Origin of the sequence: Sanguibacteroides justesenii (genome assembly GCF_003204205.1) — a bacterium.
GTDB lineage: Bacteria > Bacteroidota > Bacteroidia > Bacteroidales > Marinifilaceae > Gabonibacter > Gabonibacter massiliensis.
In genome coordinates this window covers 148,559-165,919 of record NZ_QJPL01000005.1, presented here as the reverse complement: position 1 = coordinate 165,919, position 17,361 = coordinate 148,559, and the positions used below count along the sequence as shown (strand labels likewise).

The following is a 17,361-nucleotide window of genomic DNA, read 5'->3' as shown; positions in this document are numbered from 1 at the left end:
GAAATCGATAAGTCTCCCGCTTTTTTATTGTGTTATGGAATGCAATCCGAAATATTTTCTCATAAACCATATGTACCCGAAACTCAAGATCAGGATGATGCTTATAAAGTACCAGGATTTATAAGCTTCAAAATAGATGTAGCCTATGCTTATGATGCTTTGGAGTAACATATAAAACCCAGAAACAGCAACGTGTGGAATTTTAAGTTCGTTTGCCATTATTTGGTAGAGGTGTTTTCGATGAGGGAGACTGATGTTTTCGTGTAATAGAAGCCGGTGTATAATCGTGAGTATGCTGTCGACCCCGTATACCGCCAGTAAAATAATATAGCCGAGATCTCGTGTTTGTATAATTAACTTCCCTAACAGGAATAAAATGATAAACGCTATACTGACTGATCCGACATCCCCGGCAAAACACTTCGCTTTTTTGCGGAAGTTAAAAATGTTGAATACCGTGATGGCGATCACCATAACCCATAATAGTTGCGCTTCTATAAAATTCACCTGGTATTCGTTTATATAGAGTAAAGTTCCCGTTACGACCAAGCTATATCCCCCGGTAATGCCGTTAATACCGTCCATGAAATTGTATGCGTTGATTATTCCCGTGCAGAAGATCAAGGCGATCGGGATATACCACCAGGGCAAAGTAAGAAGTCCCCACTGGTAGAATAGCAGTAACATGGCCGTGACGTGTATCGCTAAACGTGCCCTTTTGGACACGGAATGAATGTCATCGATAAAACTCACGATGGTTATCAGGGTCAGCCCGGTTACGAACCACGGGTATTCAAAACGGTTTGTAAGGAAGTAAAACAAGGCTCCGAAATAGAATATAATTCCGCCTCCCCGTAGGGTAACTCGTGTATGCGAGCTCCTTTCGTTCGGTTTATCGATAATATTGAATCGGTCCGCTATATGGAAATAGATCAATTCGAGGACCAGCAATAAAGCAAAAACTAAAAAATAATACACGACCGGATCAATGAATTTTAAAATGTTCCAACACGTTTAACGGTTCCCAGCCCAACACTCTCTTCGCTTTCTCGTTACTGAAAGTCAACGATCTCGTTATCTTGTCTAATTTCGAGGAATTGATCGGGGCCTTGTTTCCCAAACAATCGCCTGCTAACGCTAATGCTTTAGCCAACCAGTAAGGTATGTTCACCGGTAATTTCTTGCCCAATTGAACCGAGATCGTTTTTTCGAGTTGCCGAAAACTCGGATGTTCGTTATCACACACGTTGTATATACCCCCCTTGTCGACAGCCATGAATAATAACCTGGCTATATCCTCCGCCATCAACACGCTCTTACGGGCTTTCCCTCCGGCAATACTTAAATAACGTCCGGTTCTGATCCCCTCGATCATGGATCCCAAATTTCCCGGGGGATTTTTTCCCGCTAATAGAGAGGGGCGCAGGATTGTTAATATGACGTTATGTATCGAGCACCACTCTTGTAAATAGATTTCCGCCTGTTTTTTACTGTCGGCGTAAGGAGTATTCCCGTTTAACGGGTGATCTTCACCGATCAACCTTCCCGATTCGCACCCGTAAACGGCAACTGTACTGATGAAAACGAATGAACCTGGTACTCCCGCTTTTTCCAACGCCTCGCATAAATTCCTCGTGCCTTGCAGGTTTACTTCGTAAAACTCCTGTTTTTCCTTCTCCGTTCCGGGAATGACGTGAGCCTTACCGGCAGCATGCAGTACCACGTCGTACCTCTTGGACAAGACCGGTACCTCTTTGGCCAGGTTTACCGTGTAATTATCAAACGAGGTTAACCCGATCGTTTCTAACTCGTACTTTTTTGATAATAAAGGACCTGCCTCTTTCCCTAAAAAACCGGAAGCTCCCGTGAAAAGTAAATTCATATTACTTGTATGTTTTTGATGTCGAAAGTTTTTGCTTTGTCCCAATCTATCAGGGAATCGGCTTGGCGAATATCGACGAAGTCGAAATCCCGGATGAGTTTCTGATATTTCTCGAAAGCGCCTCGTAAGCCCATCGAGTTTTTGATTTGGCGCATCAAAGGCAAGTGTTTCATCCTCGGTTGTGCCGGGTCGAAATCGCTCGGGTGGAAATAGTTTATCACGTAATCGCTATGTCGCATGAAATACCTTGTTAACCGGTAAGGTAAAATCCGGAAATACCCGCCGCCGGAAAAAATGATATCTTTACCGAGGAAACGATACACGTTCATCGGAAATTCTTTTAATCGGTAACCGTTGACGTTTATAATCCCGGGAACACCTTCCCCGTATTCTTTTAATCCCCCGAATTCCCGGTTGGCGGGAAATATAGAGCAATCGTATTTAAAACCCAGCTCCGCAAGCACGTCAAAAACGTACAGGTTTTGTTTCATGACGGAAAAGGAGGGGGCCCTGAAAGCATCCACCGCTTCTCCGGTGATGTCTTCCAGCAGAGCTTTCGATTTGAAAGTGTTGTTTTTGAATGCTTTATAATCTAATCTTAATGCCAGTTCATGCTGGTAAGAGTGACATCCCACGTGGTGTCCTTTCTCGTGAATCGTCCGGATCACTTCGGGATGTTTTTGCGCGAGCCATCCCAGGCAGAAAAAAGTTCCCTTGACTTTCTTTTTTTCCAGTTCCGATAATATTCTTTCCAGGGGCTCGTGTATTCGAACTTCGTGCTTGTCCCACTCCATGTTTTGGGAGTAATTGTCATGACAATACCAGTCCTCTATATCAAAGGTCAGAATGTTCATTATAATAATGTGGTAAAAGGGTTATGCCGGATGATAAATTGGGATCAAGCCACATCGAAATCGATCAGTTGGAAAAAGATATTGTCTTTCGTAACAGGAGGTAAGTTACCTGTTAAATCCATGAAGATTAAATTGAAAGGAGAGTGTTTGATAAAACTCGGTATACCGAAATAGTGGCCATTTTTCAAGTCTGCCCCCAGCCCCACGTAAAGATTTAGCGGTCGCAAGAAATTGTTGGATTTTTTCAAATTTAGCTTAGACAGCAATTTTTCCGGGAAAACACCCATGAATGTTTTTACTCCCAACACGTTTCGGAATTTGTAGAAGTTCGTTTTCCCGACGATAGAGGTTTTATGGACAGCGTATTCCTGTTTTCTTAATCTCCAGTTCAACAACTCCTCGTCCCAGTAAACGCTATACGTCTTGTTCGAAGCGGGTCTTATGCTTGTTCCCCAGCCGTATTTTACCGTTAGTTTAGAGATAAGGGTAAAGTTGAAGTACTTCATGTAACCGTGTATGCTGTTGGCATTGGCCACTCCCAAAATGAACCCGAAACCGCTCTTTTTAGCGTGGTCGAATGTCTTTTGAGCCAGCATTTTAAAGAGTCCTTTACCTCGATGATCCGGATGTGTTACCGTCGCTATATCCAACAAGCCGAGAACAAGCTTGCCGGCGATGTTCATTTTCATGGGGATACAAGCGTAATGAGCGACAAGATCGTTGCCCTGAAAAGCGTTGAATGAAATTACTCTTCCTAAAGGATTGTCCAAGTACAGGTATTTAAACCCGGCAACAGAGAACTCGTGGTTAGAGCCGGCATATACGATATTTTGTAAATCAACTATCTTTTGCAATGATGCTATACCGTCATCAAAAAATAATTGTCTGATTTCATAGTCCATAAAGTATCTTTATGATAATTCGTTTATAAGTTTAAAATAAGCTTTGAATAAATATTTGTAATCAAAAAATTGAGCAGCCTTTAGCGCATTATTGCATAGCATATTATACTCCTCTTTATCCAACGATGCAAATTCATTGATAATTTCCGCGTATTCTTGGGCGTTACTTATATTTTTCGATATACCCGCTTTATATTTGTTTACAATATCGTATCCCATCACGTTATTGGATAAGATTGGTTTACCGCTCGCCAAATACTGAAATAATTTACCTTGACTTCCTCCGTATTTTTGAGTTTCTACTTTTTTATAATTCATTAAGTTTAGAGAACTACACGACAAGATATAGGGAACGTATTTTATGTCGACCCACTTTTCTTTGAAAATGACGTTTTTTATGTTATTCTTTTTACAATATTCTATTAGTCTTTCTCTTTCGTCTCCATCTCCGTATATCAAAAACTTGATTTTAGAATTGTCACGAAGAAAAGCGGCGGCATCTATTAATTGCTGTATGTTATTTGCTAAACGTATTGAACCTAAATAGATGACTTTAAAGTGAGAGTTGTCTGATAAATCATCGTCTTGTAGGATGTAGTTCTTTTTGTTATATTCGAATTCATCTAAATCGATGCCATTATTGATGTAATTGTATTTATCGATATTTATTTTTCCGCCGTGTTCCGTATCCCACCCCTTGTTTACTATATAATCTTTTCCTCCCTCTATTGTAAATATCAATCGATCAGCTTTTTCGTAAAGAAATTTTTCAATTCGATATGCTATTTTAATAAATGGATTTTTGGGTTTCATGAGTCCGGTAGCAACAAAATCTTCCGGCCATAAATCCCATACTTCTGTAACATATTTAGCTTTTAACTTTCGAGCGGCAACATATACGGGAAAATCGAAAGGGACCCTTAAATTATGTATTACAATATCAGGTTTGGGAAATTTTTTCCTGTAATACAATAATCTCCATGCAAATAAAAAAATGGAAAATATTCGTTTTAATCCATTGGAAGTGTAAGATGGAGTTTTTATGAAAACGTATTGTTTGTCCCCGTATTTTGATAGGAGGTATTTTTGAGAGTTGTTGATAGAGTTCGATTTATTATAATGTAAAAAGCTACCTGCAAAAATGATAACATGATACCCCTTCTTTATTAACATTTCTGCAAATTTTTGATGTCTTAAATGTGTATCTAATTCTGGGGGTTGTGCGTTTACACAAACTAACCAAACCGTTTTTTTCTGTTCCATTATTTGAAGGAGTTTACAGTTTCAATAACCGTGTGTATCTCATATTCAGTCATAGCAGGACTTATCGGGAGACTAAGTTCTTCTCTGTGAATTTGCTCTGTAATGGGGAATGATAGATCATTCCATTCTTTATAGCACTTCTGTTTATGTGGAGGGATTGGGTAATGAATGATAGTCTGAATTCCTTCTTGAGTAAGATACTGTTGAAGCTCGTCCCTGTATTTACAACGGATCGGAAATAAATGAAATACATGAGCTTTCCAATCTTTCACGATCGGAAGAGTAATTTTTTGATTGTTAATATTCTTTATATAATGTCGGGCTACTTGTTTGCGGATCGCAATGTCTTGATCCAGGTATTTTAATTTTACATTTAGTACGGCTGCTTGAATTTCATCCAAGCGACTATTCCGTCCTGTATATTTGAAAATGTATTTTTGACTTGACCCGTAGTTAGCCAAAGCTCTGACTACTTCTGCCAACTCTTTGTCATTCGTGGTAACTGCACCTGCATCTCCTAATGCTCCTAAATTTTTGCCCGGGTAAAAACTATGACCACTGACGTCTCCTAACGAACCGGTTTTTTTACCGTTAAACTGGCACCCATGAGCCTGGGCGTTATCTTCAATCAATTTCAGATTGTATTTTTTACAAAGCTCTCCGATTTGTTCGGAATAGGCGCATTGCCCATACAGGTGAACAATTAGAATCGCTTTCGTTCTTTGCGTGATCACAGCTTCTATTTTTGTATCGTCTATTTGGTAGGTTTCTATATCGGGTTCTACCAAGACAGGCTTTAAACCGTTTTCCGTAATCGCTAATATGGAAGCTATATAAGTATTTGCAGGAACAATGATTTCGTCGCCGGGATGCATGATTCCCATCTCTATATATGCTCGAAATATCCAAATTAATGCATCTAATCCATTTGCGCAACCGACACAATATTTCGTTCCTATATATCGGGCGTAATTAATTTCAAATGCTTCGTTTTCCTTTCCCTGCAAATACCAACCGGAATCTATAACTCGCTTAACTGCTGCATGGATTTCTCCCTGATACTTGGTCGTTATTTTTTGTAAATCTAAAAATTTAATCATATCTTGTATTGTTTTCCGTTTTTATCCTTCATCTCCATGTCTAAAAGAATTCCGTCACACGTTATGTACCCTTTTTGTTTTGCAGGATTTCCATACCAAACCGTATTAGCAGGAATATCTTTAGTAACAACACTCCCTGCTCCGATAAATGCGTATTCACCGATCACTACTCCTGCTATAATCGTGGTATTGGCTCCGATGCTGCATCCTTTTTTTAAGTAAGTTTTTATAAATGCGGGAGGATAAATTTTGGAACGAGGGACTAAATCATTTGTAAATGTAACATTAGGGCCAATGAAAACATGATCTTCCACGATAACTCCGTCCCAAAGCTGTACACCCGATTTTACCGTAACGTAATTCCCTATTTGTACTTCATTCTCGATCAGCACGTGTGCACAAATATTACAATTTTCTCCAATAATCGAATTGGGAAGTACAACGCAGTATTGCCATATTTTTGTCCCCTTTCCTATTTTCTTAGACTGGACATCAGATAAATGGTGAATAAAACTCATTTTTTGAGATTTAAAAATTCTTGATAATCCCTTACATAATCCGTTTCGTCATACTCCATCGAAGCCAAAACCAAACAGACCGAACCGGAGGAAAAATCATCCAATGTTCTCCATATTCCCGGAACGATTAACAAGCCTTGATAAGGGCGGTTTAATGTGAAAGTACGTTTCACGTCTCCGTCATCGAGAGTAACATTGAAACTACCGCTTGCCGCAATTATCAATTGATACAAATTTTTATGAGCGTGCCCTCCTCTTGATTCTCCTCCCGGAATATCGTATAAATAGTAAGCCCGTCTAATCGCGAAAGGTATGGTCTTGTTATTCTCTACAACGGAAATATTTCCTCTTTCTTGATGGTGTTTATCCAGCTCGATGATCGTACAATCGTAAACTCTACTCTCTTTCCTCATTTGATAATGATTTAAATAGTTCGTAATCGTAGATATAATCGTTTGCATCGAATGGAGTTGACGCTAATATCAAGGCTAAGGAATTCGTTGAAAAGTTCTGCATTTGTCGCCAAATACATTTAGGAACGTATAATCCGAAATAGGAACGATTTAAGGAGAAAATCTTTTTTTCTTTTCCGTCATCCAAAACGACATCAAAACTTCCGGACAAAGCCACGATGAATTCCTCGTTTTTACGATAAGCATGTCCTCCTCGAATCTGTCCGCCAGGCACATCGTATATCCAGTAGGAGCGTTTTATATCAAAAGGAATGTGCTTCATTTGCTCTATAAAAGATAAATTCCCTCGATTATCTAAAAATTGAGGGAGATGTATAATCTCTACGTTATTTAACGTCATAATTTAAAATTATTACTTAATCGTTGTATCTCAACAAAAATTCTTTTTCGTATTTTCCCCAATTAAACTCTTCCGAGATTGCTTTTTGTCCGTTTTTACCCATTTGGTAAGCTTCATCTTTATGGTCAATGATGTATTGCATGGCTTGGGCAATGGCTTTGCTGTCTCCTGGAGGTACGCATATTCCACAGTGATACTTGTCTATGATCAATTCTTTCCATAGTCGAAAATCTGTACAGATTACAGGTAATCCCATGTCCATGTATTCGAAGATTTTATTCGATCCCAACTGTCCCTCGGTATAACAACAGATTCCCACGTAATCAAAAACGACAAGTCCGGCGAGTGCTTTAGAATAATATTGGTCTAAATCCGTTTTGGAAACCCAATCTATAAATGTAACACGTTTTGATGCCGGCATGGTCTGAAGTTGTTTTTTTAATTCGGGATTAATCTTGCCTACAATCGTATATTTGGCTGCTGGCACGCGAGTGAGGGCTTGTAAAATCTGTTTTTGATTACTCATTTCATATACGGTTCCGGCATATATGAATGTTTGATCTTTTTGTTGGGATATTTCATGTAAATGATTTATTATTGGATAGTTAGGAACGAAATATACCTGATCCGAATATTGTTTCAGATTGCTTACCATATTAGGGGAGACCGTGAAGATCGCATCAAAGTCATTCAAATGTTTTTTGTAGAAAAAGGTCAGCCTTTTTGATAAAATTTTAGAAAGAAATTTCGGTAAAAAATTTATCTCTGTTATATAGGCTTCCCAGTTTTCATGAGCGTCGAAAATTACTTTTTTTCCTCTTTTTTTTAAATATAATCCCAAGACGATAAGTTCCAAATCATGAAATTGATATATATCAGCATTTTGTTTTAATGCATCTTTCGCTAACCTCCTTGGGAATAGTAGTAATTTTGCGCGTTGAAATTTAGATAAAGTTTTTTTACCCCAGGAGACAATTCTCACACCGTTTAAAACCTCATCCGGTTTATTGTCAGCGCATAGTAGTATTACTTCATGGCCGACTTTTTTCAAACTGTAACACTCTCTTTTTAATATACGTGCATCATAACGTCCGTGTGCTACCGTCAAATGACAAATTTTCATTATTGTTCAATGATGATTATTTTAATTTATCTATAATTCTTTCGCATGCTTTTCCATCTCCGTAAGGATTTACTGCTTTACTCATTTGATTGTAATAGTTCATATCGTCTAATAGTTCGGATACTTCATAAATGATTTTTTCATAATCAGTCCCGACTAATTTTACTGTTCCGGCATTTACGGCTTCTGGTCTTTCTGTTGTGTCTCGCATTACCAGAACTGGTTTTCCCAACCCTGGAGCTTCCTCTTGTATGCCGCCGCTATCCGTGAGTACGATAGTACTTTTTTCCATGAGGTAAACAAACGACAGGTATTCTAACGGTTCGATAAAAAACATATTGATTAGTTGCTCTGAACCGAAAATGTCGTGAATAGGTTTACGAACATTTGGGTTAAGGTGCATAGGATAAACAAAATCTACCTGAGGGTATTTTTTTGTCAAAGTTTTTATTGCATTACACATATGAATGAAACCTTCCCCAAAATTCTCCCGACGATGGCCGGTAATTAAAACCAGGCGGCGATTGTTTTTTAACCGTTCCACATCATAGCCGCTGTTTTGTATAGAGAGTTTTAATCGGTAGCTTAGAGCCGCATCTTGTTTTATTTTTTCAACTACCATATATAAGGCATCAATCACGGTATTACCCGTTACGGTGATTGTTCCCTCTTGTATCCCTTCCGATAATAGATTTTGCCGACTCAAAGACGTCGGGGCAAAATGATAAGTTGCAATTCTTCCTGTAATTTGTCGATTTATCTCTTCCGGCCAGGGACTGTAAATATTATGCGTGCGCAATCCCGCTTCTACGTGTCCGACCGGGATTTGTTGATAAAAAGAAGCTAAAGCCGTGGCTGTCGAGGTGGTAGTGTCCCCGTGAACAAGCACGACGTCCGGTAGAACTTCCTTCAATACATCTCGCATACCTGTTAAGACCCTGGCTGTTATGTCATACAGGTCTTGGCCTTGTTTCATGATATTCAAATCATAATTTGGCTTTATATCAAAAATTTGTAGTACCTGATCCAACATCTCTCGGTGTTGACCTGTAACACAGATAACAGTCTGAAATTGTTCCGGGTATTTCTGAAACTCTTTTACCAGAGGAGCCATTTTAATTGCTTCCGGACGCGTTCCAAAAACGAGCATTATTTTTTTCATCCTTATTTTTTATAGATTCCGCAGAAATCGAGCATTATTTTTTGAGTTGTCCAAGGTAGTTCCCTGAACTCATTGTGTGCGACGAGCATAACAACGATGTCAGCTTTGTTGTAAGCCTCCTTATAGTTAGTCAGTTTGAATACTTTATGGTCCTGAACATTAGGTTCAACAACTAAAATATCGGCGTTATTGCAGCTTTGCATTACTTTGCTGGTTATGTATTTGGCCGGAGATTCTCTGAGATCGTCGATATTGGGTTTGAACGCAAGTCCCATCATAGCTACGACCGGCTTACGATGGTTCTTCAATTCGAATTTCAGCATCTCATTCTGTACTTTTTCTGCGCACCAAAATGATTTATAGTTATTGATTTCCCGGGCGTCGGCAATAATTTTGGATTCCATGGGAAAATCAGCCGTAATAAAATAAGGATCTACCGCTATACAATGTCCACCGACTCCGCAACCCGGTTGAAGGATGTTGACTCTCGGATGTTTATTGGCCAGTTCTATTAATTCCCACACGTTGATCCCGGCTTTGTCACAAATCAATGATAACTCGTTGGCAAAGGCGATTTGGACGTCTCGGGAGGAATTTTCGGTAAGTTTGCACATCTCAGCCGTTCGTGCATTGGTCCTATGTAAGGTCCCTTGAACAAACTGACCGTAAAAAGCAGAAGCCTTCTCGGTAGATTCAGGATTTATACCCCCGATTACCCGATCGTTGTGGACCAACTCATAAATCACGTTTCCCGGTAAAACCCGTTCAGGACAATAAGCAATGTAAATTTTATCTTTTAGTTCCGGGCGTTTAGAAAATATTAATTCTTTCATTTTATCCGTGGTGCCGATCGGGGACGTTGATTCGATGACATATAAATCTCCTTCTTTTAAGAAAGGTAAAACACTATGGGTCGCAGCTTCAACGTAAGAGGTATCCGGTTCATGATTCCCTTTGAAAGGAGTGGGGACCACGATGAAATAAGCATCGCTTGTCTCAGGTTGCAAAGAAGCACGCAAATATCCGTTTTGAACTACCTCTTGAAGATATTCTTCCAGTCCGGGCTCTATAATATGTAGTTGTCCCTTGCTGGTAAGTTCTACCACTTGAGGGTTGATGTCTACACCGGTTACTTGTATGCCATGCTTGGCGGCAATAATAGCTGTGGGTAAGCCAATATAGCCTAACCCCATAAAACATGCTTTCATAAATTATTTATATATTAATTTAAACAATCCAGAATACAGAAGAATAGTTGGGTGGAAATAGTTTATTGATAGACATCTTTATTCCGGGGAATACAGTATAACATCAACATCAACAATAAAAGGCCATGGGTTAATAGTGCCGTTGTAAATGTCGTACTTAAAAATGCCAAAGCGACCATATACACAGGAACAAACATCAATCTTTCATCTACTCCATTCGATACGGATTCTATTAATTTTAATAAAAAAATCAATATCAGGGGAAACATTAATATTCCTATGATCCCGCAATTATAATAGGCATCGGTAAATAATCCATTATTTGCCCGTGTCTCATAATCATTGAAATATCTGGAACCAATTAAAAATTCGATTCCCCCTTCATAGGGAGATTCGAATCCCAAATGTCTTAAAAAACCTTGTCTGAAGAAATCGAGCTCGTTATCTTTAACAAAGTCATAATAGCAATAATTCAATTGACTCGGAATCAATAACATTCTATAAATTATAAAACCGGAAAAAAATTTTTTAAGAAAAATAAATTCCACAATACTCCAAGTACTCATTAGAGCAAGCATTCCGTATACCAGTATCGTTCGTTTATACCTAAAAAAATAGAAACCTAATACACACAAAAACAATGAAAATAAAACACCTTTACTACCTTCTATACCAAAATTGAGAAGGATAACAACTATCAATGCGATAGATGCGATTTTCTTGTTTTTTAAAATACAATAAATCAAAATAATGGGCAATAATTTATTGGCTGCTGTTGCTAAATAACCGACGATCGCTCCGACGTTGTATTCTCTTGCCTCTAATCTCAGATCATAAACATCTTTAAGCCCGAAATGGAATCTGAATCCGGTGTATTTCCACGATATGTACAGTACGCTCATGCATAATAACAGGCTTATCAGAAGAAACAATTTTTTATTACTATTCGTTTTGATTTGAAATTTAGGAAAAAAGGCGTTATATGAAAAAAAACATAACCAATAAATATACAGCAGTAAAACAAACTTAGCATCGAAATCCAAATAGGCTATTAAAGTCGTGGAAGGAACGAGCGATATGGCGGAAAGCAGTAATAATACACAATTGGAATATGTGATATTTTTATTCATATTCGTGATAAACGGAACGAATGTCAATAAAAAACACCATGATATGATGTAATTGCTTGTATTAAAATTATTACCAAGTCCCATATAGGCGAATGTATCTGATATAACCAATTCATAAGAATAATCTAATGTTATTCTGTATAAGATAATTGAAAGAATAATCCAAAGATTGCCGTATTTGGTTTCAAACATTTTTCGAATTGTAATAAGATTCAATCTTTATGATTAATTTCTTTGAACAAAACACTTTCCCCGTGTCCCGGGTAGATTATTAGTTCACTTTCTTTACCCTTGAAATAATTTGATAATCTATTCAAAGATTCCGATAATTTTTCTTTTGAACCGCCTTTTAATTTGGTAATCGTTTTATAACCAGGTATAAGAGTATCTCCCGTGAATAAAAACTTCTCGTCGATACTGAAACAGATACTTCCCTTGCTGTGCCCTTCGGTTAGAAAGAAGCGAATGAAACAATTATTCCAATTTAGCGGATTACTTGTATCTTCAATATGGATATCTGCCTCTTGAATACTTGTCTGCATGACATTTTCTGCATATTTGGAAAGATTCCATTCCGGTAACCGGATATTTTGGGCGCAGACGGATGAGCATATTAACTTGATGTCCGGGTAATATCTTTTTAATTCGTTATATCCGATACAATGGTCATAATGTTCATGTGTCAGTATGGCATATTCTGGTTCCAAATTATTCTCCCGGCAGAAAGAAACGATTGAAACAGGATCGGGTGTTCCCGGATCCACCACAATGCAATCGTTCCGATTCGGGAGCGACACGATATAGCAATTGGAAGAGACCGGAGAATTTATTATTCTTTTTATCTGAACCAAGTCTTTAATCCATTACCTTTGCCGGATTTCCCACCACGATCGAATTTTCTTTCACTTTTCTCATCACGACGCTTCCCGCTCCTACGGTTGCTTTATTCCCGATTGGTAAACCGGGATAAATAACCGATCCCGTGAAAACGGATACTCCGTTCCCGATCCTGTTTTTACCGCAGACAAGTGTTCCAACGTAAAGATGGGAATAGTCCCCGATTACCGAGTCGTGTCCCACGTTACAATGATCTTGTACAATAGTGTGGTTCCCGATTGTCGTGTTGACCGATATCGTAGTAAAAGCTCCTACTATATTCCCTTTTCCTAATTTGGCGGAAGAACAAATATTAGCGAAAGGATGAATAATGTTGATGAAATGTCCGCCTTTAGCTTCTATGAACCGTGTTACAATCTCCCGTTCCTGTCCGTTCACGTACGAACAGATAAAAACGTCTTCCGGTTCTATGGAGTATTCCTCTACCGTTGAAGTGAGGGTGGGTGTGTCATTCGGTGTATCGAATTCAGATTTTAGATATCCCTTTATCACCCACTCCTTGTTGTATGCCATGCTTTTGCGTGCGTATTCTTCAACGACTTTGCTGAAATTGCCGGTGCCGATTATGATCAGTTTTTTCATAACATACTTACCTTAAAGTAAATCCTCCGTCCATGATGAAAAAATTACCGGTTACCCATTGGGATGCGTCAGACAAAAAATAGATGGCTGCATAGGCGATCTCTTCCGGTCGGGCAAATCTTCCTAATGGGTAATCTTCTTTTATTTTTTCAATCTCTTCTTGCAGTGTATATTTTTTTAGCATCTCGGTTTCAACGAAAGCGGGCTGGATACAATTAACCCTGCCTTTTAGAGGTAGTAATTCCAACGCTAATATTTTAGAGAATGAATTTAATGCTCCTTTTGAGGCTGCATACAATCCATTGGAAACTGCCGGATAGTAGGCGGAAATGGATGATAATATGACCACCGATGCGAATTTGTTCAGTTTTTTTGATTTTAATAGAGAGCGAATTAATAAAATCGGTGCGAATAAATTAATGTTCATCATTCGATCTATTTTATCCCGATTGACATGCTTAATTAACGATTTATCATTAATACCGGCACATAACACGACCCCGTCTATTTTATCAATCCGATGGCATAGTGCTTCAATTCCGGCATCGGAAGTTAAATCGGTCTGCACGGATTGATGATTTTCTCCTTCCAATAAATTCAATGTTTCCCGTAGACGGGACTCGTTACGTCCCGTGATGATCAGGGAGGCCCCCATTTTTGAGCATTCTATGGCGGTAGCCCTACCTATCCCCGACGAGGCTCCCGTGACAAGTATGGTCTTGTTTTGTAAATTGAAGGGATTCATGTATTCGCGTTATTCATGTAGATTTATAAATATACAAGGTCAGAGCAATGTATATCACCTTGCGTCTCGATGTATGCAGATGCCACGGAGAACCCACCTCCAATAGTCGACATCAGTAACTTTAATTTCTCTTTCGCTAACGGCTGGTTTAATTTTAACGTCATGGTTAACGGGATGGAACCCCCACTCGTATTTCCGTAATCGGGAAACGTATAAGGAGTCTTTTCTGCCGGTATCTTTATTTTTTTGCGAATCTTTTCGCATAAAAATTTGTTGGCCTGATGCATGACTAAGAAATCGATATCGTCTTTATTGATATCGTAGTGATTCATCAAGGCCCCGATAGATTTAGGCATATAAGAATTGGCAAAAGAGAAAACATCTGTCCCGTTCATTCTCAGGTGTGTCTTGTTCCGCTTTATGCCCTCCTCGTCTTCTTCCATGACGAAAGAGTCCGGAGTGATAGGATGCCGGTATCCCCCCTCGGGAATATACACGGAGCTGAACTCGGAACCGTCCGTGAGAAAGTGAAACTTCATTAAGTCGTAATTGTCCGGTTGATATTCCAAAGCGGTAACCGTTCCCGCATCGCCGAATATCAAATAGGTACTTTGGTCGTAATAGCTGACATTTTTGGATTGCGTATTTCCGACCAGAAGTAAACCTTTTTTAAAAGATCCGGTTGACATCAAATTGCCGATGATGCTCAGACCGTATAAATACCCGGAGCATCCGTGGTTTATGTCAAATGCCATGATGTCTGTCGGTAGACCCAAACGATGCTGAAGAGTACAAGACGTGGAAGGGAGTTTATAGTCTCCCGTGTGCGAGGCAAATACTAACAAATCGATTTCAGATTTATCCCATTGCAGATCCGTTATCAATTTTTCAGCCGCTTCACAGCAGAGATCAGAGGTGCATTGATCTTCCTTTGCCCGGTGTTTTTTCAATACACCTACTGATTCTACGTACTTTTCCAGCATCTCTCTTGGTAAAAGATCGTAATCGAATGTCTCTTCCACGCCGGAAGGAACACAAGCTGAAATTCCTGCTACCTTTACTTTTTTGACTTCAAGAAATGCCATTACTTGGACTCAATCAAATTATACAAATCTTCTATGGTTTTGCAAGATCTTAAATCTCCTCCCGAAATGCGTTTCCCCATTTCATCGTCGACCATGGCAATTATAGACAGTGCCACCAATGATCCCCATTCACCTAAGTCTTTATAGATTGTTGAAGGTGTGAATTTTTCAACCGGGGTATCGTCAAATTGTTCTGCGAATAACTGTACGAATTCTTCTAATTTCATGATTCTTTTTCTTTAAATGGATTTATACTATTATACTCTTCTATTTCCCAAATGGAAGTTACTTTTTTATCGGGATACATGCGAGTAACGATCTTTTGCAGCGTATCGTCCGTGCCGACTTCGTAAAAATCCGTTACTCCGTCTTTTACCATATTATTGACCATGGCAGTCCATAATACGGAATGTGTTATGTGGATAACGAGATTATCTTGGATCTCTTTGGGGTTGACATGAGCTTTCCCGTCCACGCATTGGTAAATGGGACAACGTGGTTTTCTGAATTCCGTGTCTCTGATTATTTTACCTAATTCTTTTTCCGCTTCTAACATAAACGGGGAGTGGAACGATCCCCCGATGGCTAAGGGTACGGCCTTTTTGGCTCCTTCTTTTTTAAATGTTTTGCAGGCTATTTTTACTCCTGCCTTCGAGCCTGTAATGACTACCTGACCGGGGCCGTTATAGTTCGCAAAGTAGATAGGTTCACCGGACTCTTCAGAGATTTCTTTTAATCTTTTTTGAATATATTCATCCGGAAAACCGATAACGGCTCCCATGGCCGTGTCAAATTTTTCGCATACTTTTTGGCCGATTAAAGCTCTGTTCAAAACAAGATTTAAACCATCTTCATAGGATAAACAACCGTTTACAACCAAAGCGGCGAATTCTCCTAAAGAATGTCCAGCGACAACATTCGGTTGAATTTCATTTTGTGTTAAGGCCGTGGCGACCTCATACACGAAAACGGCAGGCTGTGTATTTTTAGTTTCCATTAATTCCAGTTCATCTCCACGAAACATAACATCGGTTATACGCCTGCCGAAAAAATCATTAGCCCGTTCAAAAAGTTCCTTGGCCCGGGGAAAGTTTTCGTAAAGTTCTTTTCCCATGCCTTCTTTCTGGCAGCCTTGTCCTGGAAATATGAATGCTTTCTTCATTTTATTACTTGTCAAATTTATAACCTCTTTTTCCTGAGTTTTGATACACGTCGATTCCTTTTTTTCCCAAGTTGATTAAATGAGGTATTATCTCTTTTGCGTGATATACTCCGATAATTAAATTTGAGATTTGAGAACAGGCATACCAATTTTTATTGAAATGCTTTTTTGTCATTCTTTTGGTTGCGAAAAACTTATATCTGACATATCTATTATCATAGCAGTAATAATACTTATGTTCGCCGTCATAATCTATATATTCATGTTTGACCGGCTCCCGGGTGTAAAAAGAAGAATAATAAGGATAACTTTTTCTTAATACAGATTCTACGCAGTGTAGCATTGTTCCGATATAATATCTTCTTAGACCGAGTGTAAAAACTAATGCGTCAATCTGAGACAACCTAAAATAAGGAGATTTCTCATCCCAGCAAGATTCTCCTAAATGGTGTTCCTTGAGTAAGAAGTCACTTTGGGGACCTAAAGCGCAAACCGAATGTTGCACATTGATGCTTCTTTTTACGCCGGGATACCTTCTAAAAGTTTCGGCCAAAGTCCCTGCTCCTGTAATACTCTTTTTCACATCAAAAATTTTCCCTTTACGTAATAGGGGCAAGGCCGGCATGATTAATGTCCCTTCAGGGCCGATTACTTCTAAAATCGCATCTATCAGATTTTCTTCAGAGCCGTTATAATTATACATTTCATCCCAGGTAGAATGAATGAAGATATTACTTCCATTTTTCATTCCCATTTTTTTCATCTCCTCTATAATATCTTTAGTATTTATTTTCTTTTTATATACCCAAGGTCCGAATCTTAACCTAAAATACTTCTGAAAACTTCTAAGAGTTAATGTTTGATTTTGAGGTATACCCAAAATTCTTTTTGCGATTCTAATTAATTTTTTTCTTAAACCTTGATAATGAATCATT

Annotated in this window: 20 protein-coding genes; all 20 read right to left on the bottom strand. The window is 38.7% G+C overall.

Annotation, left to right across the window (positions count from 1 at the left end; genetic code table 11):
- Positions 1 to 24: 24 nt before the first annotated feature.
- The gene (locus DMB45_RS09505) at positions 25 to 978 is read right to left on the bottom strand and encodes an MraY family glycosyltransferase (protein WP_110688716.1); all 954 of its coding nucleotides are present in this window, start codon (positions 976 to 978) and stop codon (positions 25 to 27) included.
- A 7-nt stretch (positions 979 to 985) separates the two neighbouring features.
- On the bottom strand, positions 986 to 1,882 hold the full coding sequence (locus DMB45_RS09500; protein WP_041504788.1) for an NAD-dependent epimerase/dehydratase family protein: 897 nt from the start codon (positions 1,880 to 1,882) through the stop codon (positions 986 to 988).
- Positions 1,879 to 2,736: a polysaccharide deacetylase family protein gene (locus DMB45_RS09495; protein ID WP_041502365.1), complete on the bottom strand. Its 858-nt coding sequence runs from the start codon at positions 2,734 to 2,736 to the stop codon at positions 1,879 to 1,881. The genes DMB45_RS09500 and DMB45_RS09495 overlap by 4 nt, the downstream gene beginning before the upstream one ends.
- A gap of 44 nt (positions 2,737 to 2,780) precedes the next feature.
- Complete coding sequence (locus tag DMB45_RS09490; protein WP_052634389.1) at positions 2,781 to 3,638, bottom strand: GNAT family N-acetyltransferase; 858 nt, start codon at positions 3,636 to 3,638, stop codon at positions 2,781 to 2,783.
- Between the two features lie 9 nt (positions 3,639 to 3,647).
- Entirely contained in the window at positions 3,648 to 4,901 is a 1,254-nt protein-coding gene (locus DMB45_RS09485; RefSeq protein WP_041502364.1) for a glycosyltransferase family 4 protein, read from the bottom strand.
- Positions 4,901 to 6,001, bottom strand: a complete 1,101-nt coding sequence (locus DMB45_RS09480) for a DegT/DnrJ/EryC1/StrS family aminotransferase (protein ID WP_041502363.1) — start codon at positions 5,999 to 6,001, stop codon at positions 4,901 to 4,903. The genes DMB45_RS09485 and DMB45_RS09480 overlap by 1 nt, the downstream gene beginning before the upstream one ends.
- On the bottom strand, positions 5,998 to 6,519 hold the full coding sequence (locus tag DMB45_RS09475) for an acyltransferase (protein WP_041502362.1): 522 nt from the start codon (positions 6,517 to 6,519) through the stop codon (positions 5,998 to 6,000). Before DMB45_RS09475 ends, DMB45_RS09480 begins: the two co-directional genes overlap by 4 nt.
- Positions 6,516 to 6,932 carry a sugar 3,4-ketoisomerase gene (locus tag DMB45_RS09470; protein ID WP_041502361.1) on the bottom strand — a complete coding sequence of 139 codons (417 nt, stop codon included), beginning with the start codon at positions 6,930 to 6,932 and terminating at the stop codon, positions 6,516 to 6,518. The genes DMB45_RS09475 and DMB45_RS09470 overlap by 4 nt, the downstream gene beginning before the upstream one ends.
- Positions 6,916 to 7,332: a sugar 3,4-ketoisomerase gene (locus DMB45_RS09465; RefSeq protein ID WP_041502360.1), complete on the bottom strand. Its 417-nt coding sequence runs from the start codon at positions 7,330 to 7,332 to the stop codon at positions 6,916 to 6,918. The genes DMB45_RS09470 and DMB45_RS09465 overlap by 17 nt, the downstream gene beginning before the upstream one ends.
- Before the next feature lie 16 nt (positions 7,333 to 7,348).
- A complete protein-coding gene (locus tag DMB45_RS09460; protein WP_041504789.1) occupies positions 7,349 to 8,455 on the bottom strand; it encodes a glycosyltransferase in 1,107 nt (368 codons plus the stop codon).
- 16 nt (positions 8,456 to 8,471) lie between these two features.
- Positions 8,472 to 9,617: a non-hydrolyzing UDP-N-acetylglucosamine 2-epimerase gene (wecB, locus tag DMB45_RS09455; protein ID WP_041504790.1), complete on the bottom strand. Its 1,146-nt coding sequence runs from the start codon at positions 9,615 to 9,617 to the stop codon at positions 8,472 to 8,474.
- Positions 9,618 to 9,619: 2 nt separating this feature from the next.
- Positions 9,620 to 10,825 (bottom strand): UDP-N-acetyl-D-mannosamine dehydrogenase, encoded by a 1,206-nt coding sequence (gene wecC / locus DMB45_RS09450; protein ID WP_041502357.1) that lies wholly within the window; start codon positions 10,823 to 10,825, stop codon positions 9,620 to 9,622.
- Between the two features lie 62 nt (positions 10,826 to 10,887).
- On the bottom strand, positions 10,888 to 11,955 hold the full coding sequence (locus DMB45_RS09445) for a hypothetical protein (protein WP_146216437.1): 1,068 nt from the start codon (positions 11,953 to 11,955) through the stop codon (positions 10,888 to 10,890).
- A gap of 212 nt (positions 11,956 to 12,167) precedes the next feature.
- Complete coding sequence (locus tag DMB45_RS09440) at positions 12,168 to 12,806, bottom strand: MBL fold metallo-hydrolase (RefSeq protein WP_041502355.1); 639 nt, start codon at positions 12,804 to 12,806, stop codon at positions 12,168 to 12,170.
- A 4-nt stretch (positions 12,807 to 12,810) separates the two neighbouring features.
- Complete coding sequence (locus DMB45_RS09435; RefSeq protein ID WP_110688714.1) at positions 12,811 to 13,434, bottom strand: acetyltransferase; 624 nt, start codon at positions 13,432 to 13,434, stop codon at positions 12,811 to 12,813.
- A 7-nt stretch (positions 13,435 to 13,441) separates the two neighbouring features.
- Positions 13,442 to 14,179: an SDR family NAD(P)-dependent oxidoreductase gene (locus DMB45_RS09430; RefSeq protein ID WP_041502353.1), complete on the bottom strand. Its 738-nt coding sequence runs from the start codon at positions 14,177 to 14,179 to the stop codon at positions 13,442 to 13,444.
- Positions 14,180 to 14,202: 23 nt separating this feature from the next.
- On the bottom strand, positions 14,203 to 15,264 hold the full coding sequence (locus DMB45_RS09425) for a 3-oxoacyl-ACP synthase III family protein (protein ID WP_110688713.1): 1,062 nt from the start codon (positions 15,262 to 15,264) through the stop codon (positions 14,203 to 14,205).
- Positions 15,264 to 15,491, bottom strand: coding sequence for an acyl carrier protein (locus DMB45_RS09420; RefSeq protein WP_041502351.1), 228 nt, complete (start codon positions 15,489 to 15,491; stop codon positions 15,264 to 15,266). The genes DMB45_RS09425 and DMB45_RS09420 overlap by 1 nt, the downstream gene beginning before the upstream one ends.
- Entirely contained in the window at positions 15,488 to 16,426 is a 939-nt protein-coding gene (gene fabD, locus DMB45_RS09415; RefSeq protein ID WP_041502350.1) for an ACP S-malonyltransferase, read from the bottom strand. Before fabD ends, DMB45_RS09420 begins: the two co-directional genes overlap by 4 nt.
- 4 nt (positions 16,427 to 16,430) lie before the next feature.
- Positions 16,431 to 17,360, bottom strand: a complete 930-nt coding sequence (locus tag DMB45_RS09410) for an AAC(3) family N-acetyltransferase (RefSeq protein WP_052634387.1) — start codon at positions 17,358 to 17,360, stop codon at positions 16,431 to 16,433.
- Position 17,361: the final 1 nt, after the last annotated feature.

What these genes read in the sequence shown, in the direction of transcription:
- DMB45_RS09500 (WP_041504788.1), bottom strand. Translation starts at nt 1,882, where the DNA reads ATGAATTTACTTTTCACGGGAGCTTCCGGTTTTTTAGGGAAAGAGGCA.
- DMB45_RS09495 (WP_041502365.1), bottom strand. Translation starts at nt 2,736, where the DNA reads ATGAACATTCTGACCTTTGATATAGAGGACTGGTATTGTCATGACAAT.
- DMB45_RS09490 (WP_052634389.1), bottom strand. Translation starts at nt 3,638, where the DNA reads ATGGACTATGAAATCAGACAATTATTTTTTGATGACGGTATAGCATCA.
- DMB45_RS09485 (WP_041502364.1), bottom strand. Translation starts at nt 4,901, where the DNA reads ATGGAACAGAAAAAAACGGTTTGGTTAGTTTGTGTAAACGCACAACCC.
- DMB45_RS09480 (WP_041502363.1), bottom strand. Translation starts at nt 6,001, where the DNA reads ATGATTAAATTTTTAGATTTACAAAAAATAACGACCAAGTATCAGGGA.
- DMB45_RS09475 (WP_041502362.1), bottom strand. Translation starts at nt 6,519, where the DNA reads ATGAGTTTTATTCACCATTTATCTGATGTCCAGTCTAAGAAAATAGGA.
- DMB45_RS09470 (WP_041502361.1), bottom strand. Translation starts at nt 6,932, where the DNA reads ATGAGGAAAGAGAGTAGAGTTTACGATTGTACGATCATCGAGCTGGAT.
- DMB45_RS09465 (WP_041502360.1), bottom strand. Translation starts at nt 7,332, where the DNA reads ATGACGTTAAATAACGTAGAGATTATACATCTCCCTCAATTTTTAGAT.
- DMB45_RS09460 (WP_041504789.1), bottom strand. Translation starts at nt 8,455, where the DNA reads ATGAAAATTTGTCATTTGACGGTAGCACACGGACGTTATGATGCACGT.
- wecB (WP_041504790.1), bottom strand. Translation starts at nt 9,617, where the DNA reads ATGAAAAAAATAATGCTCGTTTTTGGAACGCGTCCGGAAGCAATTAAA.
- wecC (WP_041502357.1), bottom strand. Translation starts at nt 10,825, where the DNA reads ATGAAAGCATGTTTTATGGGGTTAGGCTATATTGGCTTACCCACAGCT.
- DMB45_RS09445 (WP_146216437.1), bottom strand. Translation starts at nt 11,955, where the DNA reads ATGAATAAAAATATCACATATTCCAATTGTGTATTATTACTGCTTTCC.
- DMB45_RS09435 (WP_110688714.1), bottom strand. Translation starts at nt 13,434, where the DNA reads ATGAAAAAACTGATCATAATCGGCACCGGCAATTTCAGCAAAGTCGTT.
- DMB45_RS09430 (WP_041502353.1), bottom strand. Translation starts at nt 14,179, where the DNA reads ATGAATCCCTTCAATTTACAAAACAAGACCATACTTGTCACGGGAGCC.
- DMB45_RS09425 (WP_110688713.1), bottom strand. Translation starts at nt 15,264, where the DNA reads ATGGCATTTCTTGAAGTCAAAAAAGTAAAGGTAGCAGGAATTTCAGCT.
- DMB45_RS09420 (WP_041502351.1), bottom strand. Translation starts at nt 15,491, where the DNA reads ATGAAATTAGAAGAATTCGTACAGTTATTCGCAGAACAATTTGACGAT.
- fabD (WP_041502350.1), bottom strand. Translation starts at nt 16,426, where the DNA reads ATGAAGAAAGCATTCATATTTCCAGGACAAGGCTGCCAGAAAGAAGGC.
- DMB45_RS09410 (WP_052634387.1), bottom strand. Translation starts at nt 17,360, where the DNA reads ATGATTCATTATCAAGGTTTAAGAAAAAAATTAATTAGAATCGCAAAA.